General features: G+C 55.6%; 29 protein-coding genes. 20 read left to right on the top strand and 9 right to left on the bottom strand.

Annotation, left to right across the window (positions count from 1 at the left end; all coding sequences use genetic code 11):
* Positions 1–168: 168 nt before the first annotated feature.
* The gene (locus HFD97_RS20575) at positions 169–1,479 is read right to left on the bottom strand and encodes a FliC/FljB family flagellin (protein ID WP_167431528.1); all 1,311 of its coding nucleotides are present in this window, start codon (positions 1,477–1,479) and stop codon (positions 169–171) included.
* 337 nt (positions 1,480–1,816) lie between these two features.
* On the opposite strand from HFD97_RS20575, the gene fliD reads away from it, so the two are divergent.
* The 4 genes from fliD (at position 1,817) to amyA (ending at position 5,601) form a co-directional block, all read left to right on the top strand.
* Positions 1,817–3,235 carry a flagellar filament capping protein FliD gene (fliD, locus tag HFD97_RS20570; protein WP_111208688.1) on the top strand — a complete coding sequence of 473 codons (1,419 nt, stop codon included), beginning with the start codon at positions 1,817–1,819 and terminating at the stop codon, positions 3,233–3,235.
* 8 nt (positions 3,236–3,243) lie between these two features.
* Positions 3,244–3,651: a flagellar export chaperone FliS gene (gene fliS, locus HFD97_RS20565; RefSeq protein ID WP_009089611.1), complete on the top strand. Its 408-nt coding sequence runs from the start codon at positions 3,244–3,246 to the stop codon at positions 3,649–3,651.
* Positions 3,651–4,016 carry a flagella biosynthesis regulatory protein FliT gene (fliT, locus tag HFD97_RS20560; RefSeq protein WP_009089609.1) on the top strand — a complete coding sequence of 122 codons (366 nt, stop codon included), beginning with the start codon at positions 3,651–3,653 and terminating at the stop codon, positions 4,014–4,016. Before fliS ends, fliT begins: the two co-directional genes overlap by 1 nt.
* Positions 4,017–4,119: 103 nt before the next feature.
* The gene (gene amyA / locus HFD97_RS20555) at positions 4,120–5,601 is read left to right on the top strand and encodes an alpha-amylase (protein WP_167431527.1); all 1,482 of its coding nucleotides are present in this window, start codon (positions 4,120–4,122) and stop codon (positions 5,599–5,601) included.
* A gap of 83 nt (positions 5,602–5,684) precedes the next feature.
* On the opposite strand, the gene yedD is transcribed toward amyA, so the two are convergent.
* Positions 5,685–6,158 (bottom strand): lipoprotein YedD, encoded by a 474-nt coding sequence (gene yedD, locus HFD97_RS20550; RefSeq protein ID WP_058958303.1) that lies wholly within the window; start codon positions 6,156–6,158, stop codon positions 5,685–5,687.
* A 252-nt stretch (positions 6,159–6,410) separates the two neighbouring features.
* Between yedD and HFD97_RS20545 the strand changes: the two genes are divergently transcribed.
* Positions 6,411–6,734: a DUF6388 family protein gene (locus HFD97_RS20545; protein WP_009089604.1), complete on the top strand. Its 324-nt coding sequence runs from the start codon at positions 6,411–6,413 to the stop codon at positions 6,732–6,734.
* 69 nt (positions 6,735–6,803) lie between these two features.
* On the opposite strand, the gene iraP is transcribed toward HFD97_RS20545, so the two are convergent.
* Positions 6,804–7,091: an anti-adapter protein IraP gene (gene iraP / locus HFD97_RS20540; protein ID WP_009089602.1), complete on the bottom strand. Its 288-nt coding sequence runs from the start codon at positions 7,089–7,091 to the stop codon at positions 6,804–6,806.
* A 177-nt stretch (positions 7,092–7,268) separates the two neighbouring features.
* On the opposite strand from iraP, the gene HFD97_RS20535 reads away from it, so the two are divergent.
* Positions 7,269–7,508 carry a DinI-like family protein gene (locus HFD97_RS20535; protein WP_009089600.1) on the top strand — a complete coding sequence of 80 codons (240 nt, stop codon included), beginning with the start codon at positions 7,269–7,271 and terminating at the stop codon, positions 7,506–7,508.
* 38 nt (positions 7,509–7,546) lie between these two features.
* Here the strand turns inward: HFD97_RS20535 and HFD97_RS20530 are convergent, their stop codons facing one another.
* The 3 genes from HFD97_RS20530 to HFD97_RS20520 form a co-directional block, all read right to left on the bottom strand.
* Positions 7,547–7,813 carry a hypothetical protein gene (locus tag HFD97_RS20530; protein WP_009089598.1) on the bottom strand — a complete coding sequence of 89 codons (267 nt, stop codon included), beginning with the start codon at positions 7,811–7,813 and terminating at the stop codon, positions 7,547–7,549.
* Between the two features lie 158 nt (positions 7,814–7,971).
* Positions 7,972–8,307 carry a hypothetical protein gene (locus tag HFD97_RS20525; protein ID WP_033736205.1) on the bottom strand — a complete coding sequence of 112 codons (336 nt, stop codon included), beginning with the start codon at positions 8,305–8,307 and terminating at the stop codon, positions 7,972–7,974.
* Positions 8,291–8,677 carry a hypothetical protein gene (locus tag HFD97_RS20520; RefSeq protein WP_009089595.1) on the bottom strand — a complete coding sequence of 129 codons (387 nt, stop codon included), beginning with the start codon at positions 8,675–8,677 and terminating at the stop codon, positions 8,291–8,293. The genes HFD97_RS20525 and HFD97_RS20520 overlap by 17 nt, the downstream gene beginning before the upstream one ends.
* Before the next feature lie 137 nt (positions 8,678–8,814).
* Here HFD97_RS20520 and HFD97_RS20515 point away from each other — a divergent pair, with 137 nt between their 5' ends.
* On the top strand, positions 8,815–9,447 hold the full coding sequence (locus HFD97_RS20515; RefSeq protein WP_167431526.1) for a helix-turn-helix domain-containing protein: 633 nt from the start codon (positions 8,815–8,817) through the stop codon (positions 9,445–9,447).
* 63 nt (positions 9,448–9,510) lie between these two features.
* Here HFD97_RS20515 and HFD97_RS20510 read toward each other — a convergent pair whose 3' ends face one another.
* Entirely contained in the window at positions 9,511–9,759 is a 249-nt protein-coding gene (locus HFD97_RS20510) for a hypothetical protein (protein ID WP_046102074.1), read from the bottom strand.
* 207 nt (positions 9,760–9,966) lie between these two features.
* On the opposite strand from HFD97_RS20510, the gene HFD97_RS20505 reads away from it, so the two are divergent.
* Together HFD97_RS20505 and HFD97_RS20500 are read left to right on the top strand one after the other, a co-directional pair.
* Complete coding sequence (locus HFD97_RS20505) at positions 9,967–10,167, top strand: hypothetical protein (protein ID WP_046102075.1); 201 nt, start codon at positions 9,967–9,969, stop codon at positions 10,165–10,167.
* A 260-nt stretch (positions 10,168–10,427) separates the two neighbouring features.
* Entirely contained in the window at positions 10,428–10,784 is a 357-nt protein-coding gene (locus HFD97_RS20500) for a hypothetical protein (protein WP_167431525.1), read from the top strand.
* Between the two features lie 121 nt (positions 10,785–10,905).
* On the opposite strand, the gene HFD97_RS20495 is transcribed toward HFD97_RS20500, so the two are convergent.
* Together HFD97_RS20495 and fliE are read right to left on the bottom strand one after the other, a co-directional pair.
* Positions 10,906–11,247 carry a hypothetical protein gene (locus HFD97_RS20495; protein ID WP_154927800.1) on the bottom strand — a complete coding sequence of 114 codons (342 nt, stop codon included), beginning with the start codon at positions 11,245–11,247 and terminating at the stop codon, positions 10,906–10,908.
* Between the two features lie 224 nt (positions 11,248–11,471).
* Entirely contained in the window at positions 11,472–11,783 is a 312-nt protein-coding gene (gene fliE / locus HFD97_RS20490; protein ID WP_009089566.1) for a flagellar hook-basal body complex protein FliE, read from the bottom strand.
* 232 nt (positions 11,784–12,015) lie between these two features.
* On the opposite strand from fliE, the gene fliF reads away from it, so the two are divergent.
* The 11 genes from fliF to fliP all read left to right on the top strand — a co-directional run bounded on the left by fliF (position 12,016) and on the right by fliP (position 21,695).
* Entirely contained in the window at positions 12,016–13,743 is a 1,728-nt protein-coding gene (fliF, locus tag HFD97_RS20485) for a flagellar basal-body MS-ring/collar protein FliF (RefSeq protein ID WP_150029823.1), read from the top strand.
* Entirely contained in the window at positions 13,740–14,732 is a 993-nt protein-coding gene (fliG, locus tag HFD97_RS20480; RefSeq protein ID WP_009089561.1) for a flagellar motor switch protein FliG, read from the top strand. The genes fliF and fliG overlap by 4 nt, the downstream gene beginning before the upstream one ends.
* Positions 14,725–15,417, top strand: a complete 693-nt coding sequence (gene fliH / locus HFD97_RS20475; protein WP_046102078.1) for a flagellar assembly protein FliH — start codon at positions 14,725–14,727, stop codon at positions 15,415–15,417. The genes fliG and fliH overlap by 8 nt, the downstream gene beginning before the upstream one ends.
* On the top strand, positions 15,417–16,787 hold the full coding sequence (gene fliI, locus HFD97_RS20470; RefSeq protein ID WP_009089558.1) for a flagellar protein export ATPase FliI: 1,371 nt from the start codon (positions 15,417–15,419) through the stop codon (positions 16,785–16,787). Before fliH ends, fliI begins: the two co-directional genes overlap by 1 nt.
* A gap of 19 nt (positions 16,788–16,806) precedes the next feature.
* Positions 16,807–17,250 (top strand): flagellar export protein FliJ, encoded by a 444-nt coding sequence (gene fliJ, locus HFD97_RS20465; RefSeq protein WP_009089556.1) that lies wholly within the window; start codon positions 16,807–16,809, stop codon positions 17,248–17,250.
* On the top strand, positions 17,247–18,536 hold the full coding sequence (locus tag HFD97_RS20460; protein WP_167431524.1) for a flagellar hook-length control protein FliK: 1,290 nt from the start codon (positions 17,247–17,249) through the stop codon (positions 18,534–18,536). The genes fliJ and HFD97_RS20460 overlap by 4 nt, the downstream gene beginning before the upstream one ends.
* Before the next feature lie 129 nt (positions 18,537–18,665).
* Complete coding sequence (gene fliL, locus HFD97_RS20455; RefSeq protein WP_009089553.1) at positions 18,666–19,151, top strand: flagellar basal body-associated protein FliL; 486 nt, start codon at positions 18,666–18,668, stop codon at positions 19,149–19,151.
* 4 nt (positions 19,152–19,155) lie between these two features.
* Entirely contained in the window at positions 19,156–20,163 is a 1,008-nt protein-coding gene (gene fliM, locus HFD97_RS20450) for a flagellar motor switch protein FliM (protein WP_009089551.1), read from the top strand.
* The gene (gene fliN / locus HFD97_RS20445; protein WP_058957683.1) at positions 20,156–20,563 is read left to right on the top strand and encodes a flagellar motor switch protein FliN; all 408 of its coding nucleotides are present in this window, start codon (positions 20,156–20,158) and stop codon (positions 20,561–20,563) included. The genes fliM and fliN overlap by 8 nt, the downstream gene beginning before the upstream one ends.
* Positions 20,564–20,565: 2 nt before the next feature.
* Positions 20,566–20,964 carry a flagellar biosynthetic protein FliO gene (gene fliO, locus HFD97_RS20440; protein WP_046102081.1) on the top strand — a complete coding sequence of 133 codons (399 nt, stop codon included), beginning with the start codon at positions 20,566–20,568 and terminating at the stop codon, positions 20,962–20,964.
* Positions 20,964–21,695 (top strand): flagellar type III secretion system pore protein FliP, encoded by a 732-nt coding sequence (gene fliP / locus HFD97_RS20435; protein WP_009089546.1) that lies wholly within the window; start codon positions 20,964–20,966, stop codon positions 21,693–21,695. Before fliO ends, fliP begins: the two co-directional genes overlap by 1 nt.
* Positions 21,696–21,699: the final 4 nt, after the last annotated feature.

The following is a 21,699-nucleotide window of genomic DNA, read 5'->3' as shown; positions in this document are numbered from 1 at the left end:
TCGGCAAGCGTGGCGGGAACTGTAACGGGCGGGGGAAGTTGTGGGGTAATAAAGTACCGGCAGAGGCGACTTCAGGCTCAGCGCATTCTTTGGCTTTCAGCCCGGCGCAGGAGAAAAAGATAAAAAAAAACCCTGCCGAAGCAGGGTTTTGAATTTTGACAGAAGCGATTAGCCCTGCAGCAGAGACAGAACCTGCTGTGGAACCTGGTTCGCTTTGCCCAGCACGGAGTTACCAGCCTGCTGAACGATCTGCGCTTTAGACATGTTTGACACTTCAGTCGCGTAGTCAGCATCCTGAATGCGAGACTGTGCTGCAGACAGGTTGGTGGTGGTGTTGTTCAGGTTAGTGACCGCTGAGTTCAGACGGTTCTGTACCGCACCCAGGCTTGAACGGAAGTTATCAACAGAAGCGATAGCTTTGTCCAGCATGGCAAGAGGATCATTTGTCGCTGCACCAGTAAATTCAGCAGTCTTGCTTGCGCCACTTAAAGCAATAGTAACTTTATTAGTGGTAGCTGCAGTAGTTTGGTTCGCAGCGCTATCATCCCCGGTATCTACTTTTGATGCTGCGTTAGCAGCGTAGTTTTTGCCCTGGAAGGTAACATAAGCTGTAGCATTGCCATCTTTGTCAGCTGAAACTTTAACGAGCTGACCAGCCTGGGTTGCAGCTGTAGTCAAACCATTGTCAGGATCAGTATATTCGACATCAGCTTTGTTCAGGATAACTTTACCGGAATCACGGTCAACGGAAGCCGCGTAAGTATCACTGCCTGATTTAACTACATAGTTAGCTGAAGCAGTACCATCTTTATTCAGCACGTTGCTCAGAGTCAGGGAGCCAGCGTCGACTTTCAAATCTGCTGCTGCACTGCTCAAGTCCACTTTAACCGGAGCAGCATTAGCAGCACCGTTAATTTGAGTAATCGGCTCACTGATGCTCAGTGAATTTTTCTCTACTGACAGACCTGACAGACCCAGAGTTGAAGAGTCGATTTTCTTCAGGTCGATGTCGATAGTCTGACCGTCGTTAGAACCAACCTGGATAGACATTTTGCCGTCTTTAGCCAGTACGTTCACGCCGTTGAACTGAGTCTGACCAGAAACGCGGTCAATCTCGTCCAGACGGGATTTGATTTCGTCCTGGATTGAAGAGAGGTCAGAATCAGAGTTAGTGCCGTTCTGAGCCTGTACGGTCAGTTCACGAACACGCTGTAAGTTGTTGTTGATTTCTGACAGCGCGCCTTCAGTAGTCTGCGCAGCAGAGATACCGTCGTTGGCGTTACGGGCAGCCTGAGTCAGACCTTTGATGTTAGAGGTGAAACGGTTGGCAATCGCCTGACCAGCAGCGTCATCTTTCGCGCTGTTGATACGTAAACCAGAAGACAGACGCTCCATTGAAGTAGACAGAGCTGACTGGTTCTTGTTGATGTTGTTCTGAGTGATCAGCGAGAGGCTGTTGGTGTTAATGACTTGGGCCATGATAAATTTTCCTGTTAATCAAGTCTTTCGGTTAAGGTGTGGGCTTCAACCCGCCGGCTTCAGCGCCGTCAAAGTTGTTATCGTCTGTCGTCAAACAACCTTTAGAATTTTTTTAGTACCAGGCGAAATTTTTTGCTTCTGCCTGTCACGTTTGAGGTTATCGCCACCCTTTCCGACTTCTTTAGGCCTGATTCATTAATTTTCTAGCCGCTGAATTACCCTTCTCTATAGTCCTTATTTAACTCATAACCCTAAGGCAAATACCTTTAAACTTTCCGCATTCAAGGCCGATAACCCAGCTATTCACTTTCCCTGTCGACCTTATAAAGGAAGAACCATGGCTAGTTTTAGCAATCTCGGTGTGGGTTCCGGCCTGCCACTCAGTACCATGCTTGATAACCTGCAGACCGCTGAAAAAGCGGCGCTTAAACCGATTTCAACACAGCAGTCTGCTTATACTGCCAAGCTCAGTGCCTACGCTACTATGAAGAGCGCATTGACGACCTTCCAGACTGCCAACACCAAGCTGAACAGTGCCGACCTGTTTACCGCGACCACCGCGACTAGCAGCTCAACGGCATTCAGCGCCACGACCTCTGGCAGCACCGTGGCGGGTAAATACTCCATCAGTGTTACCCAGCTGGCGCAAGCGCAGGTGCTGACATCAGCAGTGCAGAGCAGCAACACCGCTGCACTGGGCGACAGCTCCGCATCCAGCCGCAGCATTGCTATCACCTTAAAAGATGGCACCAGCAAAAGCGTGACGCTGAGCAGCGATCAGACTTCGCTGACCGGCATGCGTGACGCGATTAACGGCGCAGATGCCGGCGTCACCGCGACAATTATCAAGGTGTCAGATGGCAGTTTCCGCCTCTCTATGAGCGCCAACAAAACCGGTAGCGACAATGCGGTGACGAAGATTGCCGTGACCGGTGATGACACGCTACAGGGGATCGTGGGCTATGATGCTTCCGCCAGCAGCAATGCGATGACGCAAAGCGTCCCGGCGCAGAATGCCCAGCTGACCGTTAACAACGTTGCAATTGAGAACAGCAGCAACCAGATCAGCGATGCGCTGGAAGGGATTACCCTGAATCTTACCGCGCAGACCACTGGCGCCCAGACGCTGACTATCGCCAAGGATACGTCCAAAGCCTCCAGTGCCATCAGCAGCTGGGTTGATGCTTACAATACGTTACTGGATCAGTTCAATACCCTGACCAAATACACCCAGGTGGATACCAACACCGATTCGCAGGACTCCAGCAATGGCGCCCTGCTGGGTGACAGTACCCTGCGGACCATTGAGACTCAGCTGAAGAGCATGCTGACCAATGCGCAGAGCACATCTGCCTATAAATCTCTGGGGCAGATTGGCATTACCACCGATCCTCAAACCGGCTCTCTGGTCATTGATTCCACCAAGGTGAGTGCCGCACTGGATAAAGACGCTGCAGGCGTCAAAGAGATGATTGTGGGTGACGGTAAGACCACCGGCATTACCACCAAAATTGCGACTAGCGTTACCGGATGGCTCTCATCCACAGGAATCGTTCAGTCTGCTACAGATGGCGTGAGTAAGACGCTGAAAAACCTGACCGCCCTTTACAACACCACCAGCGACCGCATCGACGCGGATATCGCACGCTATAAAACGCAGTTTACTCAGCTGGATCTGGCTATCAGTAAACTTAACTCAACCAGTTCTTATCTGACGCAGCAGTTCGATACGTCAAGTTCTTCTGATAAATCATAGGAGTGACCATGTACACCGCTACAGGCACCAAAGCCTATGCAAAAATTGGCGTCGAAAGCGCCGTGATGAGCGCCAGCCAGCAGCAGCTGGTCGTGATGCTGTTCGACGGCGCACTGAGCGCGCTGATCCGCGCCCGTCTGTTTATGCAGGATGGCAATATTGAAGGTAAAGGCACCTCAATTTCTAAAGCTATCAATATTATCGAAGCTGGCCTGAAAGAGGGGCTTGCTGAAAACAGTGGTGACGAACTGGCAGATAACCTGCTGGATCTTTACAACTACATGACGCGTCGCCTGCTGCAGGCCAACCTGCACAACGATGTTGAAGCGGTCGGGGAGGTCGAAGGCCTGCTGCGCAACATCGCGGACGCGTGGAAAGAAGTGGTTCAATCTAACCTGATTCAGGACGCCGTTTAATGACTACTGCACCGCATCTGATTGCCGTTTACCAACAGTTACTCGATCTCAGCCAGGGTATGCTGCGTCACGCAGCACAGGGCGAATGGGATGAATTGATCAGCAGGGAGATGGAGTATGTCAGCGCGGTGCAGAATTTAGCCCAGTCGACAGATAAGGCCTCGCCGTCGGCGCAGACGCAGGAGCAGCTGCGCCCGGTGTTGCGGCATATCCTGGATAACGAAAGTGAAGTGAAACGTCTGCTGCAGGCGCGGATGGATGAGCTGGCCGCGCTGGTGGGTCAGAGCAGTCGCCAGAAATCTGTCATGTCCGCCTATGGTAACCAGGGCGGTGTGGTGATGGTGCCCCGCGAAACCCTCTCCTGATCCCCTGCTCTACCACGCCGCCAGATTTATTTTTCTGCGCGGCGTCTCTTTTCTGCCGCTTACTCCATACTTGATTTTCATCATCCCCCCTGGAGAGCGGTACATGCAAAACCCAACGTTATTACAGTTTTTCCATTGGTATTACCCGGATGGCAGCAAACTGTGGCCTGAAATCGCCGATCGCGCGGCCTGGCTCAGCGAAACTGGCATTACGATGGCATGGTTACCACCGTGTTACAAAGGGGGTTCGGGTGGTTATTCTGTCGGTTACGACAGCTATGATCTTTTTGACCTTGGGGAATTCGATCAGAAAGGCGGGGTTGCCACCAAATATGGCGACAAACAGCAATTACTGGCCGCTACAGAGGCGCTGCGCAGCCATAACATCGGGGTGCTGCTCGATGTGGTGGTGAACCACAAAATGGGCGCGGACGAGAAAGAGGCGATCAGCGTTAACCGCGTCAATCCGGATAACCGCGATGAAATTGACGATGAGGTCGTCGAGTGTGAAGCCTGGACCAAATTCACCTTTCCGGCGCGCGCCGGGGAGTATTCGAAATTCATCTGGGATCACAAATGTTTCAGCGGCGTAGACCACATCGAAAATCCGGACGAAAACGGTGTGTTTAAAATCATTAACGATTACACCGCGGAAGGCTGGAACGACCAGGTGGATAACGAGCTGGGTAATTTCGATTATCTGATGGGGGCCAACATCGATTTCCGAAACAATGCGGTCAGAGAGGAGCTGAAATACTGGGCGCGCTGGGTCATGGAACAGGTTCCCTGCACCGGTTTCCGACTGGATGCGGTAAAACATATCCCGGCGTGGTTCTACAAGGAGTGGATCGACCATATTCAGGAGGTGGCCGAAGAGCCGATGTTTATCGTCGCTGAATACTGGTCGTTTGAAACGGAGAAGCTGCAGGAGTATGTGCATCAGGTGGAGGGCAAGACCATGCTGTTTGATGCCCCGCTGCATATGAACTTCCATCAGGCGTCAACCGCAGGCAGTGCCTACGATATGAGCCAGATTTTTGCCAATTCTCTGGTGGTCGCTGACCCGTGGCACGCCGTGACTATCGTGGCGAACCACGATACTCAGCCGCTGCAGTCACTTGAGGCGCCGGTTGAAGCCTGGTTCAAACCGCTGGCCTATGCCCTGATCCTGCTGCGTGAACAGGGCGTGCCAACCGTTTTCTATCCTGACCTGTTCGGCGCGACGTACGAAGATGAGGGTGGCGACGGTGAAACGCACAAGATTGAGATGCCGGTGATCCCGGAACTCGAAGGCCTGATCCGGGCGCGGCAGCAGTATGGCTGGGGTGTTCAGACCGACTACTTTGATCATCCCAACTGTGTCGCCTTCAGCCGCAGCGGCACGGAAACCCAGCCGGGTTGCGTGGTGATTATGTCAAACGGTGATGCGGGTGAGAAAAGCGTGCCCATGGGTGAAGGCTTTGCCGGTAAGGTGTGGCGCGACTATCTGGGTAACCGTGAAGAGACAATCACCGCCGATGAGCACGGCACCGCAGTGTTTGCCTGCAACGGCGGCAGCGTCAGCGTCTGGGTAGTGGCGGACTGATTTTTTGCTGACCTCAGTATGAAGCCCCGGCAGTCAGAGCATCAGGATGGCTCTGCCCTGCCGGGGCTCTTTTACAGCTGGCGTTATGACTGAGCGTTGTGCTCGGTAATCGATGTACGCAGTAACTGGGGTTCGATATTCTGGATCACCGTGGCTTTAGGTTGCTTTGCCATCTCCTCCAGCGCCTGCTGACACTCAACCGTCGGACGGGCCACTTTTCGCAGCGTCAGGCCATCGTAGCTAAGCTCGCCATTGTCGACATCCAGCGGCATCACACGCAGCTGACGCGTCACGTTAACGTAGTCGCCATTCAGTCGGGTCAGCTTGCCGGGCTTGGCGATCACCCGCTGCCACTGACGGCAATCCAGCGTGCTGCCATCCGCATTAATAATGATGCTGCCTGTCGCCTGGCTGCTGATCAGACCGCTCTGCGGTCCGACGGTTTGCCAGTTGCCCTGCAAATCGGCAGGTGCCGGGGTCTGCACCGCATTTTCATAATCGTTGATTTGCGCACAGCCACCCAGTGCCAGCGCCGCAATCAGCATCCACTTTTTCATGTTTAATCCCTAAAATCGCGTTAATGGCGGCTACGTTATAATTTTTTCCCCGCGCTGCGCAAGATATCTGACGGTTCGGGCTGCTGCTTCCCCCGGATTGCAGCCCATTTCTCACCTTATCCGTTACCTGGCGTTCCCGGCGCGGCCGTCTGCGGGCGGCCCCCGCCGCGACATTCCGGCGCGACGGTGCCTGACAACCGTAAGACAACCCGTTACACTGGCGCGCTGCAACAGACTTTCAGGAACAGAATGATGAAAACCCCAGAAGCCTACTACGCGCAGGCACGCGAGATGTTTTTTACCGCCCACCCGGACTTTCAGGCTGCCCTTGATGAACTGACTGAGAGCGATGCCCGCGCGGCCAATCTCTCACTGCGAGAGCTGCGCGAATGGCATGCTGAACGTATCTATGCAGCCTTCCTGCGTCAGAAGAATCTGGATGGCATGATTTTTTCTATCCAGCTCGCTGAGCCGGATAAAGCGGTGGCGGCTGAAGCTATCGAGGCTTATCTCAAATCGCATGCTGCGTCACTGGGGATGAGCTGGGAAGAGTTCTGCATTAAAAACGAACTCTGATTGAGGCGACCTCTGAAGACGCGTGCCGGTTAATCTTCTTCAGAGGTCAGTTTCACCCTGCCCGCGCGTTCAGGGGGTCCTGCCCTTCACCTCAACATAACTGGCCACGGCCAGCAGACGATTAATGTGGGTCAGCAGCAAATCAACATCGGACTGCATAAATTCGGCTGAAGAGCGGGAGGCGGTGACAATCGCATCCTGTACGGTTTCGGTAATGGTCAGGGAGTTATCCTGTTTTGCCTGTACCAGCAGCGCCGCAACCAGCAGCGACTGGGCTTCAATCTGAGCGGTCAGCTCTTTCGCATCCACATCCATTTTCGCCAGCTTAAGCAGAATATCGATTACCAGTTGTCGCATCGCGCAGGCCTCCTGAAGAGTAAGCCGCCATTATGTCGCGATGCGCGCGCATTTTTCCAGCTGAAGATGGCGGCCCGGACGGCATAAAAATTTGCGTCAAAACCGGCGCGCAACCTTGCTACTGTTTTTATTTACAGTATTATAGATCAGCGATTTTGCCCTGAATGGATTGCCATCATGTTTGTTGAATTGATTTATGACAAGCGCAACGTTGCCGGTTTACCGGGTGCTCGCGAGATGATTCTTGAGGAGCTGGAAAAGCGGGTGCATCGGGTCTTTCCTGACATTGAAGTTAAGGTTAAGCCGATGGAGCGTAATGCGATTGACACAGATTTGAGTAAGAACGATAAAGCGACGGTTGCGCGTATCGTGGAAGAGATGTTTGACGAAGCGGAAATGTGGCTGGTGGCCGATTAATCCCTGATCGGCCACCACATCAGTTAGCGGGAGAGGAATCAGCTCTCCTGCTCACTGTGATTAATTTCAATCTCAATATCCTGAATGGCGGCATCCAGGTCGTCCAGCAGCTTACCCTGTTTGTTGAGCAACGCATCGATTCGGTCAGCGTTGGTCTTGTCTTTATATTCACCGGCATCAAAGGCTAACCAGTGGCTGGAGAGGGTTTCAGTGTTGGTCTGCGCATAGTGGCGCATCTCTTTCAGCTGCGACGCTACGTCACGCAGATAATCGTTTTTGGTCTTGGTTTCGGTCGAATCGCTCATGCTAATTTTCCTTCTGGTCAGTTTTCCAAAGTGATTAGGCTTTGCGGTTCATCAACCAGCCAATCAGCGGGCCTGCATTTAAGATAGAAAATGTCGCCCGGAGATTTAAACGTAGTCGATAATAGCGAAGCCGCCCTAGGAATAATCGGAAGTTACGGCTATTGCCCCGTTTCGGCCGAAGGTAAATCGCCCTCTTTCACCACCTCTTTGACTTTATTGACCGTTTTATCTGCTGTGCGATCGGGCAGCGCATCAAGCTTATGCTGCAACGCCGCAACCTGATCCGTGAGCAGATCGACTTTGTCCTCACGGCGGGCGGCGATCACCCGGTAATCCGCCCGGATCTCCTCCACCCGTTTATTTGCGGTGTTGCTGACATAGAGAAAAATGATGGTCATCAGAATGCAGATCATCGAACAGCTCAGCAGAATCCCGCCAAGAATCACTTTTCGCCGGTATGTCAGAACGGTCAAAGGACTATTTATCGGTGTCATCGCTGCGATCCTCCAGAGTTGAGATAAGCCGATCAATTTCATTACGAAACTTATCGTTCTGATCGGTTTCGGTCATTGCCAGTAAAATACCCACTGCGTTTTTGATTAACCGGAGATCGGTTTCAAGCGTGGCAATACGCCGCAGATTTCTGTCGTGCCGTTCGCGTAACTCATCATTCTCCTCCCGTATCAGCGCATTGCTCTCTTTCAGCAACACCACCTGCTCTTTGTAACTGGTAATAATTTCGCCGCCTGCCCGATTACTGGTCACGATTGAGGCGATACCCGCCAACAACGGTTTCCAGAAAAGTGCTGCGGCGCCCCCACCCAGAACTAACGCACCCATACTGGTAATCAGACTACTTTCCATGCCACACCCCTTTTTCCGGTAAGGTCTCTGGAACTCACGGCATGCTTAACAGCCACCTTTTTCCCCCACGAATTTAAGATTGCTTAAATACCAGGTTTAAGTATACTTAAGTCACTCTTAACCAAAAAGTCAAGCAGATGAAAAACGAAACCCTGGGTGATCGCATCCGACTCCAACGCAAGTCACTGCAGTTAACGCAGAAGCAGCTGGCGCAGCAGGTAAACGTGTCCCATGTGGCCGTTTCGCAATGGGAAAAAGAGGAGACTCTGCCGCGTGGCGAAAACCTGCTCCGGCTCTCTGAAGCACTGGGCTGCGCACCGGCCTTTCTGATAGAGGGTGATGGTCCTGTTTTCAGCGAAAGCGCCTGGGCCGGGCTGCACCAGATTCCTTTGCTGGCGCAGCGCGATGTGGCGCAATGGCTGAGTGATGCCGGTTCTGTCCGGCAGGATCGTCTGATGCATAACGATATGGCGCTGTCTCAGCAGAGTTTTGCCTTTCGGGTAGAGGATCAGTCGATGGCACCGGCGATTCTGCGCGATGATGTGGTGATTATCGATCCCATCCTGTCACCGCAGCCGGGCGACAGCGTGCTGGCGCTACAGCAACAGGTCGCCCTGCTGCGAACCTGGCGTCAGCGAGGCAGTGAAGAGGGTGTCACGCAGTTTGAACTCGCGCCGGTCAATATCAATTTCCCTGAGCTGCACTCCCGGCGCGATAACCTGAAGCTGATTGGCACGCTGGTCGAACTGCGCCGCTTTCGTCAGCCATAAAAAAACCCGCCGGGTGCGGGTTATCGGTTCTGCATTTAACCGAAGTGGCAATATGTCGGGAAATCAGAGTGCGTCGGTCAGCCGATCGACAACCACATTACCCTGCAGGTCGGTCTGCATAATCCGGTAGCTGACCGGCCATGAGCGGCGGGTTGTGAGTTTATCGAACAGCGTGACGCCGCCCTTTTTAACCCCTTCGCGGTTAACAATAATCCACTCCGTGACCTCTTCCTGACCCCGATTTCGCAGGCTCAGCGACCGCTGCTCGATTAACTGGTCTTCCGCTTCAATCTTTAAATGATCTCGTAACATAATCTCTATCTCCTGGTAACGCAGCTCACTATATTCCTTTTATTAATCAGTTCAATCGAATTTTTTAATCGAAGTCACTGGCAGCCTGGTGCTGGCGTTACCCGCAGTGAAGAGAGATCCTTTCACGTCGATGTCTCTGACAGGGCCGGAGGCGAGATCTCAGCGCTGGTCTAGACTTACAGCACTGGGAACCAAAAGGAGCGAATGATGTTTAAGCATAAAACGAACGAAGAACGTAAGCATGAAGGTGATGTGAGCAAGAGTCTGCCGGAAGCAGCGCCGCACGTGGGCAACGCTTATGAGGAAGATGATCACCCTGCGACGGATGCCCCAAAAGATCACGGGGAAGTGCCGCGCAAAAATGATGACAGCCAGGATGATAAAAAAGATCCTTTCAAAGCGCAGTAACTCCTGTGAGGCGCGTCCTCCGGGCGCGCTGGTCTGTCACGCTCTCTGTCGCCCTCCTCACTGTAATTGACCGCTGAAGATTGACGGGTCTGATGCGCTGCCCGCTTTCCCCTCTTCTCTTTTACGACGCCTTAACAGCACACGAACATCGTGATGCAGCCGAATTATCATTGTGTAATTCGCTATTATCTGTCCGGAATGACAGGGAGCCGTTTTCTTTGTCACGACGCAGAGCGTCAGCAACGATGAGAGTATATGGAATGAAAAAAAGCGTTATTGCCCTGAGCCTGATTCTGCTGAGCGGATGCGTGGACATGGGACGCGTCGGACTGCATCCTCAGGTAAAAATGGTTTATTTTGACGGGCATCCCTGGCAGCTTGAGTCCTGCCTGAGTGAGGCGGCACAGAATCAGCAGCTTTACTTGGCTCAGGATGATCCGCTGCCGGGAGGAACAAAAAGATTTAATCTTGAACAGGATGGCGAAACGATCGCGTGGGTCGAGATTGACAGATTTAGCCGCAATCAGACCAGTGCCACCTTCTACGCTGACCCGAAGGCGTATGACGTTCAGGCCGCGATTTCAGATATGGTCACAGCGTGCCGGACATCACGATAGTCTGATAGCCTGGCCATGACCACGGCGTTTGCACGCAGGCAGTGAATCATGGCCTCCCCTGGTCCGATGCTGATCACCGGAAGCGGCGACACGCTGACAGAGGCGGCCAGGGCAGCCTGGCTTACTCCGCCTGTACGCAATCGTACGAACCGCGTATCCGAATCTGATTCTGGCTGGTTCGGACGATTTCAGCCCTGAGCTCTGCTTTCCCCGCGCGCGTTGTCTGCTCTAAATCAACCATACCCGGCGCCCGGGCGTTTTTGGCCCGCAGCTTTACCGTTGCGTTTTCGTAATCCCCCTTCTCCTTACTGAACGTCACTTTCTGCGTTTTCGCACGTTCGCCATTGACGGAGAACCAGTGATTCTTATCCGCTTTCAGGTAGAACGGCCCGCACTGCGTGGCAGAGAAGGCGGGGGCTGACATGGCGAACAGACAGGCTATCAGGGTGACTCTTTTATTCATAATGCTGGCGTCCTGCTGGAGCGAAGGGAAAGAGAGCAGCGATACAGGAGAAAGCGCGTTTCCTCCCTCGCCGCCCGGGATGTGAAGGAGTATAGCGAAGGATGGCGCGATTGCTGATGCCACTGTTCTCAGCGCCACCCTTCTGTGCAGACTCGGGAGGGAGGTCCGTTACGCGACCTCAACCTTCACACGCTGTTTTTACCCGTCCAGCCGGTTCAGCTTTGCTACACCTGCATATTCATAATCTCGCTGTACGCCGAGACCAGCTTGTTCCTGACCTGAATCCCCATCTGCATGGAGATAGAGGATTTCTGGAGATCGACCATCACATCATTCAGCGCCACGCCGGGTTTCCCCATCTCAAAATCCTGCGCCTGGGTGCGGGCGGTCGTCTGCGTTTCGCTGATCTTATCCAGTGCGGCCTTCATGGTTGCACCAAAGTCGATCTGATTTGTGGCTTCACTGCTGCGGTTGCTGGCCTGCAGTGAGGTGACCTGAAGCTGCTGGAGTACGCCGTCAATAGCCTGAATAGACATGAACGATACCTTATAAAAGAGGGTGGGATTTTTTCTGTGGGCAAAAGTTAACACGTTGTCAATGAGACAAAGGCGCTAAATGACAGCAAAAAACCTACCTTATCCACGCATCGAATTTTGCTTATCACCTAATAATGCCTGGCATTGAAGTGGAAATTTTATCTACGCAGGTCAGGGAGTCTGTTTTGCCATCTCAACTTACCCGGTCAATTACGTCAGGCAGGAATCGGTCATGAATGCGAGTACAGCCGCCACACCAGATCAAGAAAAGAAAGGCTTCGGTGACCTGCTCGCTCGCCTGCGCGCCAATCCGCGTATTCCTCTTATCGTCGCCGCCGCCGCCGTTATCGCGATCGTCATCGCGATGGTGCTGTGGGCAAAACAGCCCAGCTACAGCGTGCTTTACAACAACCTCTCTGATGAAGATGGCGGGGCTATCGTCACGCAGCTGACGCAGATGAACATCCCCTATCGCTTCGCTGAAAACGGCGGCGCACTGATGGTGCCTGAGGCTAACGTGCACGAGCTGCGTCTGCGTCTGGCTCAGCAGGGTCTGCCGAAAGGCGGCTCGGTGGGATTTGAACTGCTCGATAAAGAGAAGTTCGGCATCAGCCAGTTCAGCGAGCAGGTTAACTATCAGCGCGCGCTGGAAGGCGAACTGGCCCGCACGATCGAATCACTCGGCCCGGTCAAAAGCGCCCGTGTCCATCTGGCGATGCCAAAACCGACCCTGTTCGTGCGTGAGCAGAAAGCCCCGTCTGCCTCTGTCACCTTAACGCTGCAGCCTGGCCGTGCGCTCGATGAAGGCCAGATTCAGGCCATCGTCCATATGGTCTCCAGCAGCGTCGCCGGTTTACCGCCGGGCAACGTGACGGTCGTTGATCAGACCGGTCGCCTGCTGACCCGCTCCGACTCAGTTGGGCGCGATCTGAATGATGCACAGCTGAAATATGCCTCTGAAGTGGAAGCGCGTTATCAGCAACGTATTGAAGCGATCCTGAACCCTATCGTGGGCCAGGGCAACGTGCATGCACAGGTCACCGCGCAGATTAACTTCGATACCAGCGAGCAGACTGACGAGAAATATCAGCCTAACGCGAATCCGTCGAATACGGCGATCCGCTCGCGTCAGACCAGCACCAGCGATCAGTCGGGCAGCCCGTATCCAGGTGGCGTGCCGGGCGCACTCTCTAACCAGCCTGCGCCAGCTAACTCTGCGCCGGTCACAACGCCAAATAACAATGCGGCCAATGGCCAGAACGCCAATGGTCAGAATGCTAACGGACAGAACAACGCCGGCCAGACCACCAGCACGGCCACAGCCAGCGCGACGCCGACCAACTCACGTCGTGACGACACGGTGAACTACGAGCTCGACCGCACCATTCGTCATACCAAACTCAACGTGGGTGACGTACAGCGGCTTTCCGTTGCGGTGGTGGTGAACTTCCGTACCGATGACAAAGGCAAAACGGTCGCGCTGAATGAAGCGCAGCTGAAGCAGATTGAAGATCTGACCCGTGAAGCGATGGGTTACTCCCAGACGCGTGGCGACAGCATCAACGTGGTGAACTCGCAGTTCAACTCGACTGAGCCGGTGAGCACCGACCTGCCCTTCTGGCAGCAGCAGTCCTTCTTTGATCAGCTGATGAGTGCGGGTAAATGGCTGTTGATTGCACTGGTGGCCTTCATTCTCTACCGCAAGATGGTGCGTCCGCATCTGGTGCGTAAGCAGGCTGCCGAGAAAGCCGCCGCCGAAGCCGTTGCCGCCCGCGCCACGCAGCAGGAAGAAGAGGAAGCCTTTAGTGTGCAGCTCAGCAAAGATGAGCTGGAGCAGGAACGTAAGTCTAACAACCGCATGAGCGCAGAAGTGATGAGTCAACGCATCCGCGACATGTCAGAAAACGATCCGCGCGTTGTTGCGCTGGTGATTCGCGAATGGATGAGTAAAGAGCTATGAGTCTGACCGGAACTGAAAAAAGCGCCATCCTGATGATGACCATTGGCGAAGAGCGCGCCGCGGAAGTGTTTAAACATCTGAACCAGCGCGAAGTGCAGCACCTCAGCGCCGCGATGGCCAGCATGCGTCAGGTGTCACACAAGCAGCTGACCGAAATACTGCGTGAGTTCGAAACCGATGCCGAGCAGTTTGCGGCGCTGAGCCTGAACTCCAACGAATACCTGCGCTCGGTGCTGACCCGTGCGCTGGGCGAGGAGCGTGCCGCCAGTCTGCTGGAAGATATTCTCGAAACGCGGGAAACCACCAGCGGGATGGAAACGCTCAACTTTATGGAGCCGCAGGCCGCTGCCGACCTTATCCGCGACGAGCATCCTCAGATCATCGCCACCATCCTGGTTCACCTCAAACGGGGTCAGGCGGCCGATATTCTGGCGCTGTTCGACGAGCGTCTGCGCCACGATGTGATGCTGCGTATCGCGACCTTTGGTGGGGTGCAGCCTGCCGCGCTGGCCGAACTGACCGAAGTGCTGAACGGCCTGCTGGATGGCACCAACCTCAAGCGCGCGAAGATGGGCGGCGTGAGAACCGCAGCCGAGATCATCAACCTGATGAAAACCCAGCAGGAAGAGGCGGTTATCGAAGCCGTTCGCGACTTCGATGGCGAGCTGGCGCAGAAAATTATCGACGAGATGTTCCTGTTCGAAAACCTGGTGGAAGTGGACGACCGCAGCATCCAGCGCCTGTTGCAGGAAGTGGAGTCCGAGCAGCTGCTGGTGGCATTGAAAGGGGCCGAACAGCCGCTGCGCGAGAAGTTCCTCAAAAACATGTCAGCCCGTGCGGCCGACATTCTGCGCGACGATCTGGCCAACCGCGGTCCGGTGCGGATGTCTGCTGTAGAGAACGAACAGAAAGCAATCCTGCTGATTGTTCGCCGCCTGGCCGAATCTGGCGAGATGGTGATTGGTGGTGGCGAGGAAACCTATGTCTGATGCATTTTCTGCCCGCCCGTGGCAGCTGTGGCAGCCTACCGATCTGGGTCGTTTTGATGAGCCTGAACCGGAGGCACTGCCGGAGATCGCTGAATCTGACGACGGCGTTGATGAGCAGCAGCAGCAGCTTGAACGTCTGCAGCAGCAGATGCGCAAAGAGGCGCAGGGCCAGGGTTACAACGAAGGCTTTCAGCAGGGCGTCACCGAAGGCCAGAAAGCGGGCTACGATGCCGGTTTTCAGCAGGGTCTGGCCGATGCTCAGCAGCAGCAGGCCCCTCTGCAGGCGCGGATGTCCCAGCTGGTCACCGAGTTTCAGAACACGCTGGAGTCGCTGGACAGCGTCATCGCTGCCCGCCTGATGCAGCTGGCGCTGGAAGCCGCGCGCTCGGTGATTGGCCAGGCCACCACGGTGGATGGCACCGCCCTGCTGCGTCAGATTCAGGGTTTACTGCAACAGGAACCAATGTTCAGCGGCAAACCTCAGCTGCGCGTCCACCCTGACGATCTGCAGCGCATTGAACAGACCCTGGGTCCGACGCTGGATCTGCACGGCTGGCGGCTGATCGCTGACAGCACCCTGCACCCTGGCGGCTGCAAACTCAGCGCGGAAGATGGCGATCTGGATGCCAGCGTCGCGACACGCTGGCAGGAACTCTGCCGCCTCGCCGCACCGGGAGAAATCTGATGACCACCCGTCTGAACCGCTGGCTGGGCTCGCTGGACGCCTTTGAAAAACGCATTTCCCAGGTGCAGCCGGTACGCCGTTATGGCCGTCTGACCCGCGCGACCGGCCTGGTGCTGGAAGCCACAGGCTTACAGCTGCCGCTGGGCGCAACCTGCATCATCGAACGCAACGATGGCAAAAACATCAGCGAAATCGAAAGCGAAGTGGTGGGATTCAACGGTCAGAAGCTGCTGATGATGCCACTGGAAGAGGTGGACGGCATTTTACCCGGTGCGCGGGTCTATGCGCGCCAGAGCGGCGACAATCCGCAGGCGGGCAAACAGCTGATGCTGGGCCCCGAACTGCTGGGCCGCGTCCTTGACGGCAGTGGCCGGCCGCTGGATGGTCTGCCATCACCGGATACCGGCTATCGCGCCCCGCTGATCACGCCGCCTTTTAACCCGCTGCAGCGTACGCCGATTACCGACGTACTGGATACTGGCGTGCGTGCCATTAATGCCCTGCTGACGGTGGGTCGCGGGCAGCGTATGGGCCTGTTTGCCGGTTCAGGCGTGGGTAAAAGCGTGCTGCTTGGCATGATGGCGCGCTACACCAAAGCGGACGTGATCGTGGTTGGCCTGATTGGCGAACGTGGTCGCGAAGTTAAAGATTTTATCGAGAACATTCTCGGGGCTGAAGGCCGCGCCCGTTCGGTGGTCATCGCCGCCCCGGCAGACGTTTCACCGCTGCTGCGTATGCAGGGTGCCGCCTACGCAACCCGTATCGCGGAAGATTTTCGCGACCGCGGCAAGCATGTGCTGCTGATTATGGACTCCCTGACCCGCTACGCCATGGCGCAGCGTGAAATTGCCCTGGCGATCGGTGAACCCCCGGCAACCAAAGGCTATCCGCCTTCCGTGTTCGCCAAACTGCCTGCGCTGGTTGAGCGTGCCGGTAACGGTATCGACGGCGGCGGTTCCATCACCGCGTTCTATACCGTCCTGACCGAAGGTGACGATCAGCAGGACCCGATTGCCGACTCCGCGCGTGCGATTCTCGACGGCCATATCGTGCTGTCGCGCCGGCTCGGTGAAGCGGGTCACTATCCGGCCATTGATATTGAAGCGTCGATCAGTCGTGCGATGACCTCGCTGATCGATGAGAACCACTATGCCCAGGTGCGCCAGTTCAAGCAGTTGCTCTCCAGCTTCCAGCGTAACCGCGATCTGGTCAGCGTGGGCGCCTATGCCGCCGGCAGCGACCCGATGCTGGATAAAGCCATCCGGCTCTATCCGCAGATGGAAGCTTTCCTGCAACAGGGCATCTTTGAGCGCAGCGATTATGACGACGCCAGCCTGCATCTCCATGCGCTGTTTGGCGCCTCAACCTGATTAACGCGAGGTAATGGCTATGAAAACGGCAAATGCTATCGATACGCTGCGCGACTTAGCGGAGCAGGATCTCGAACGGGCCGCCATCTATCTGGGCGATATGCGCCGCGGTCAGCATGCCGCCAACGAGCAACTGACGATGCTGCTCGACTATCAGGATGAATATCGCAACAAACTTAACGATGACATGTCGAGCGGCATTGCCAGTACCCGCTGGACTAACTATCACCAGTTTATTCAGACGCTGGAAAAAGCGATTGAGCAGCACCGTAATCAGCTTAATAACTGGAATCAGCGCCTGGAGCAGGCGCTGATCAACTGGCGTGACAAACAGCAGCGGCTGAACGCCTATCAGACCCTGATCACGCGGGCAGCGGAAAATGCATTACGACAGGAAAACCGTCTCGACCAGAAACGGATGGACGAATTTGCCCAACGGGCCGCATTGAGGAGAGGCGAATGATTACGCTGCCAAACATTGCCATGAAAGCGACGGCTAAAACCGACGCAGAACCATCAGTCGCAACCGACGCTGCGGCAGGGTCAGATACCCTGCCACAGGACTTTCTGACCGCGCTGGGAAACCAGCTGCTTGGACTGGCAAAACAGCAGGGAAAAGCGGCGCAATCCGCTGACGCCAAAGCAGAAATGGCCGATGAGCGTCGACCGGCTTCTCCGCTCAGTGCGCTGCTGGCAACACGGGATAATCCTGCTGCCCTGGCTGCCCTGCTGAAACCGGAAAATATTAAAGCTGGGTCAAAATCAGCCGATGATAAAGAGAGCCTGGACGCGGCATCCTTAAGCGCCAGCGAGCTGCAGAATGTGCAGGCGCTGTTCGCCATGTTGCCGGGTGCGGCCACGGCGACAGCCAGCGCGCCACCGCCGATCAGCAGTGAATCGGGTGAGATGATTAGCCAGAGCGATGGCGGCCGTAAAGCGCTGACCGCGCTGACACAGATGCTGAACACGACACCGGAGAGCAGCTCATCGCAGAGCACTGCACCGGCTAAAGATGAGAAGCACGAGATAAAAGGTGCGGCGCTGAACGCGCCTGCAGCGAGCAACGCGGCGAGCCAGAGCAGCAGCACCGCGCAGAGCAGCAACAGCAGCCTGAACCTGGCCTCAGACAGCCATTTCCAGCAGGCACTGAGTGCGATGATGAAGCAGGATGATCAGGCCCCGGCGCACAGCAGCGCCAGCGACAGTGGTCTGAACATCAGCGGCCCGATTACGAGCGCCAGCACCCTGCCCGCGCCGGTGACCGCGTCAGCGACCAGCAGCACCCCCTCAACGCCGATGCTGAATGCGCAGCTGGGCAGCGACGAGTGGCAGCAGGCGCTGAGTCAGCAGATTGTGATGTTCAGTCGCAACGGCCAGCAGAACGCGGAGTTGCGTTTACATCCGGAAGACCTCGGCGCTATCCAGATCAGCCTGAAACTGGATAACGACCAGGCACAGATTAGTCTGGTTTCCAGCCACAGCCACGTCAGATCGGCGCTGGAAGCCGCGATACCGCAGCTGCGCAGCGCGCTGGCAGAGAGCGGTATCAACCTGGGCGAGAGTCAGGTGAGCAGTGACAGTTCCGCGCAGAGCCAGAGCTTCCAGAATCAACAGGAGGCGCGCCGCGACGGACAGCATGGCCGCTTCTCCCTCCCCCAGGACAGTGACACCGACATTACGCCGATTGCCGTCCCCGCCGCCCTTCAGGCTCGCGTCAGCGATAACAGCGCCGTCGACACTTTTGCCTGACAGCGATAAACGCTGAAGGTAAGCGTAAAACCCGCGTCTATTCTGCCCATTGGTTTGACTTAAGACGCGGGATAATCTGTCCCGTGAGCCGAGAGGCTTGCCCATAATTCACAGGAAGTAACTGCAACCATGTCTGATAACGCGAAAGCTAAAGGCCGCAAACGTAAACTCTTAATACCGGTGTTGCTCATTGTGACGCTGGCCGCTTGCAGCGTGGCAGGCTATGCAGTCTGGCGAATGATGAACAAACACGAGGGCGATAAGCCTGAGGTGGCGAAAGTTGAACCGCCTCCCGCTCCGGTCTTTTTTGCACTTGATACATTTACGGTTAACCTGGTCAATCCCGACAACGATCCTGACCGCGTGCTGTACGTAGGCTTTACCCTGCGTCTGGCCGATGAGGATACCCGTCGTCGGATGAATGACTATCTGCCTGAGGTGCGCAGCCGTCTGCTGCTGCTGCTCTCGCGTCAGAGTGCTTCGGCCCTGGCGACAGAGCAGGGAAAACAGGCGCTTGTTGAACAAATCAAACAGGCGCTGACACCTCCGCTGGTGAAAGGTCAACCTCCGCAGGCTGTAAACGACGTGCTGTTTACCGCCTTCATTTTGAGGTGAATCAATGGGCGATAGCATTCTCTCCCAAGCTGAAATTGACGCCCTTTTAAACGGCGACAGTGGCAGCGCGGAAGAAGAAAAGAAACAAAGCGGGCCGGAAGGCGATATTCGTCCTTACGACCCGAACACCCAGCGCCGCGTGGTGCGCGAGCGTTTACAGGCGCTGGAGATCATTAACGAGCGTTTTGCCCGTAGTTTCCGTATGGCGCTGTTTAACCTGCTGCGCCGTAGCCCGGATGTCAGCGTCGGGGCGATCAAGATTCAGCCGTATCATGAGTTTGCCCGCAATCTGCCGGTGCCAACCAACCTGAACCTGATCCACCTGAAACCGCTGCGCGGCACCGCGCTGGTGGTGTTCTCACCCAGCCTGGTCTTTATCGCCGTTGATAACCTGTTTGGTGGCGACGGACGGTTCCCGACTAAGGTCGAGGGCCGTGAGTTCACCCATACCGAGCAGCGGGTTATTCGCCGCATGCTGAAGCTGGCGCTGGATGGTTACAGCGACGCCTGGAAGGCGATTTATCCCCTGGACGTCGAATATGTACGTTCAGAGATGCAGGTAAAGTTCACCAACATTACCACCTCACCGAACGATATCGTGGTTAACACGCCGTTCCAGGTGGAGATTGGTAACCTGGTGGGTGAGTTTAATATCTGCATCCCGTTTTCAATGATTGAACCGCTGCGCGAGCTGCTGGTGAACCCACCGCTCGAAAACTCCCGCCAGGAAGATAACCACTGGCGTGACAACCTGGTCAAACAGGTGCAGCACTCTGAGCTGGAACTGATCGCTCACTTTGCCGAAACCTCGCTGCGTCTGTCACGGATCCTGCAGCTGAAACCCGGCGATGTGCTGCCGATTGAGAAGCCGGAACGCATTATCGCCCATGTCGATAGCGTCCCGGTCTTAACCAGCCAATATGGCACGATGAACGGCCAGTATGCGCTCCGTGTCGAACACCTGATTAACCCGATTTTGAATTCGCTGAACGAGGAACAGCCCCATGACTGACAGTAATAAACCGTCTGACGATATCTCTGCGGACGATCTGTGGGCTGAAGCGATGAATGAGCAGGTCGGCAGCAGCAGCGCGCCGCAAACCGATGACGTCTTTAAGTCATTCGACAGCCCGAATGTGGCAGGCTCACTGCAGGACATCGATCTGATTATGGATATCCCGGTGAAACTCACCGTGGAACTGGGCCGCACCAAGATGACCATCAAAGAGCTGCTGCGTCTGACGCAGGGTTCCGTGGTGTCACTGGATGGCCTGGCGGGTGAACCGCTTGATATCCTGATTAATGGCTACCTGATCGCTCAGGGTGAAGTCGTGGTCGTGAACGACAAATATGGCGTTCGCATCACGGATATCATCACCCCGTCTGAACGTATGCGTCGTCTGAGTCGCTGAATATGACCAGCCAGAATCAAACGCTGCAACCGGCTGCACCTCAGGCCCAGGCGATCTCCACCGGCTCGATGCTGGCTCAGGTCAGCAGCGTATTAGCGTTAATTATTTTACTGATTCTGGCCTGCGCCTGGCTGGCACGCCGTGTCGGCTTCGCGCCGAAAAAGGTCAGCAGCCAGGAGCTTAAGCTCACAGCCAGCGTCTCCGTGGGCCAGCGTGAGCGGGTGGTGATTGTGGATACCGCCGATGCCCGTCTGGTGCTGGGCATTACCGCACAGCAGATTACTCACCTGCACACCCTGCCGCCGGGTGAACCGGCGTCAGTGACGCCGGTCAACAGTGCACCACAGGATTTTCGTCAGCTGTTACAGAACCTGGTTAAACGTCCCGGAAAAAACCCATGATGCGTCGACTGCTTCCTTTACTGCCACTCCTGTTACTGGCACCGGTTGCCCATGCCCAGCTGCCGGGCCTGGTGAGTCATTCGCTGCCTAATGGCGGTCAGAGCTGGTCGCTGCCGGTGCAGACGCTGGTCTTTATCACGGCGCTGACCTTTATTCCGGCGGTGCTGCTGATGATGACCAGCTTCACCCGTATCATCATTGTGTTTGGTCTGCTGCGTAACGCGCTGGGCACGCCCTCGGCCCCGCCGAATCAGGTGCTGCTTGGCCTGTCGCTGTTCCTGACCTTCTTTATCATGGCGCCGACCTTTGACCGGATTTATCAGGATGCCTATCTGCCCTTCAGTCAGGACAAGATCAGCATGGATGTGGCGATTGAGAAAGGCGCCCAGCCGCTGCGTGATTTTATGCTGCGCCAGACGCGTGAAGCGGACTTAGCCCTGTTTGCCCGGCTGGCAAACGTGGCACCGATTGCCGGTCCGGAAGCCGTGCCGATGCGCATTCTGCTGCCCGCTTACGTGACCAGCGAGCTGAAGACCGCGTTCCAGATTGGCTTTACCGTCTTTATCCCTTTTCTGATCATTGATCTGGTCGTCGCCAGCGTGCTGATGGCGCTGGGGATGATGATGGTGCCGCCCGCGACCATCTCACTGCCGTTTAAACTGATGCTGTTTGTTCTGGTCGATGGCTGGCAGCTGCTGGTCGGTTCACTGGCGCAAAGCTTCTACTCCTGATCCC

Source organism: Pantoea sp. EKM103V (genome assembly GCF_011800365.1).
Classification (GTDB): Bacteria; Pseudomonadota; Gammaproteobacteria; order Enterobacterales; family Enterobacteriaceae; genus Pantoea; species Pantoea anthophila.
Note: the sequence above shows the minus strand (reverse complement) of the source record. Positions and strands in the feature narration are given on the sequence as shown.

Excerpts from the sequence above, each read along its gene's own strand:
- HFD97_RS20575 (WP_167431528.1), bottom strand. The coding sequence starts at position 1,479 with ATGGCCCAAGTCATTAACACCAACAGCCTCTCGCTGATCACTCAGAAC.
- fliD (WP_111208688.1), top strand. The coding sequence starts at position 1,817 with ATGGCTAGTTTTAGCAATCTCGGTGTGGGTTCCGGCCTGCCACTCAGT.
- fliS (WP_009089611.1), top strand. The coding sequence starts at position 3,244 with ATGTACACCGCTACAGGCACCAAAGCCTATGCAAAAATTGGCGTCGAA.
- fliT (WP_009089609.1), top strand. The coding sequence starts at position 3,651 with ATGACTACTGCACCGCATCTGATTGCCGTTTACCAACAGTTACTCGAT.
- amyA (WP_167431527.1), top strand. The coding sequence starts at position 4,120 with ATGCAAAACCCAACGTTATTACAGTTTTTCCATTGGTATTACCCGGAT.
- yedD (WP_058958303.1), bottom strand. The coding sequence starts at position 6,158 with ATGAAAAAGTGGATGCTGATTGCGGCGCTGGCACTGGGTGGCTGTGCG.
- HFD97_RS20545 (WP_009089604.1), top strand. The coding sequence starts at position 6,411 with ATGAAAACCCCAGAAGCCTACTACGCGCAGGCACGCGAGATGTTTTTT.
- iraP (WP_009089602.1), bottom strand. The coding sequence starts at position 7,091 with ATGCGACAACTGGTAATCGATATTCTGCTTAAGCTGGCGAAAATGGAT.
- HFD97_RS20535 (WP_009089600.1), top strand. The coding sequence starts at position 7,269 with ATGTTTGTTGAATTGATTTATGACAAGCGCAACGTTGCCGGTTTACCG.
- HFD97_RS20530 (WP_009089598.1), bottom strand. The coding sequence starts at position 7,813 with ATGAGCGATTCGACCGAAACCAAGACCAAAAACGATTATCTGCGTGAC.
- HFD97_RS20525 (WP_033736205.1), bottom strand. The coding sequence starts at position 8,307 with ATGACACCGATAAATAGTCCTTTGACCGTTCTGACATACCGGCGAAAA.
- HFD97_RS20520 (WP_009089595.1), bottom strand. The coding sequence starts at position 8,677 with ATGGAAAGTAGTCTGATTACCAGTATGGGTGCGTTAGTTCTGGGTGGG.
- HFD97_RS20515 (WP_167431526.1), top strand. The coding sequence starts at position 8,815 with ATGAAAAACGAAACCCTGGGTGATCGCATCCGACTCCAACGCAAGTCA.
- HFD97_RS20510 (WP_046102074.1), bottom strand. The coding sequence starts at position 9,759 with ATGTTACGAGATCATTTAAAGATTGAAGCGGAAGACCAGTTAATCGAG.
- HFD97_RS20505 (WP_046102075.1), top strand. The coding sequence starts at position 9,967 with ATGTTTAAGCATAAAACGAACGAAGAACGTAAGCATGAAGGTGATGTG.
- HFD97_RS20500 (WP_167431525.1), top strand. The coding sequence starts at position 10,428 with ATGAAAAAAAGCGTTATTGCCCTGAGCCTGATTCTGCTGAGCGGATGC.
- HFD97_RS20495 (WP_154927800.1), bottom strand. The coding sequence starts at position 11,247 with ATGAATAAAAGAGTCACCCTGATAGCCTGTCTGTTCGCCATGTCAGCC.
- fliE (WP_009089566.1), bottom strand. The coding sequence starts at position 11,783 with ATGTCTATTCAGGCTATTGACGGCGTACTCCAGCAGCTTCAGGTCACC.
- fliF (WP_150029823.1), top strand. The coding sequence starts at position 12,016 with ATGAATGCGAGTACAGCCGCCACACCAGATCAAGAAAAGAAAGGCTTC.
- fliG (WP_009089561.1), top strand. The coding sequence starts at position 13,740 with ATGAGTCTGACCGGAACTGAAAAAAGCGCCATCCTGATGATGACCATT.
- fliH (WP_046102078.1), top strand. The coding sequence starts at position 14,725 with ATGTCTGATGCATTTTCTGCCCGCCCGTGGCAGCTGTGGCAGCCTACC.
- fliI (WP_009089558.1), top strand. The coding sequence starts at position 15,417 with ATGACCACCCGTCTGAACCGCTGGCTGGGCTCGCTGGACGCCTTTGAA.
- fliJ (WP_009089556.1), top strand. The coding sequence starts at position 16,807 with ATGAAAACGGCAAATGCTATCGATACGCTGCGCGACTTAGCGGAGCAG.
- HFD97_RS20460 (WP_167431524.1), top strand. The coding sequence starts at position 17,247 with ATGATTACGCTGCCAAACATTGCCATGAAAGCGACGGCTAAAACCGAC.
- fliL (WP_009089553.1), top strand. The coding sequence starts at position 18,666 with ATGTCTGATAACGCGAAAGCTAAAGGCCGCAAACGTAAACTCTTAATA.
- fliM (WP_009089551.1), top strand. The coding sequence starts at position 19,156 with ATGGGCGATAGCATTCTCTCCCAAGCTGAAATTGACGCCCTTTTAAAC.
- fliN (WP_058957683.1), top strand. The coding sequence starts at position 20,156 with ATGACTGACAGTAATAAACCGTCTGACGATATCTCTGCGGACGATCTG.
- fliO (WP_046102081.1), top strand. The coding sequence starts at position 20,566 with ATGACCAGCCAGAATCAAACGCTGCAACCGGCTGCACCTCAGGCCCAG.
- fliP (WP_009089546.1), top strand. The coding sequence starts at position 20,964 with ATGCGTCGACTGCTTCCTTTACTGCCACTCCTGTTACTGGCACCGGTT.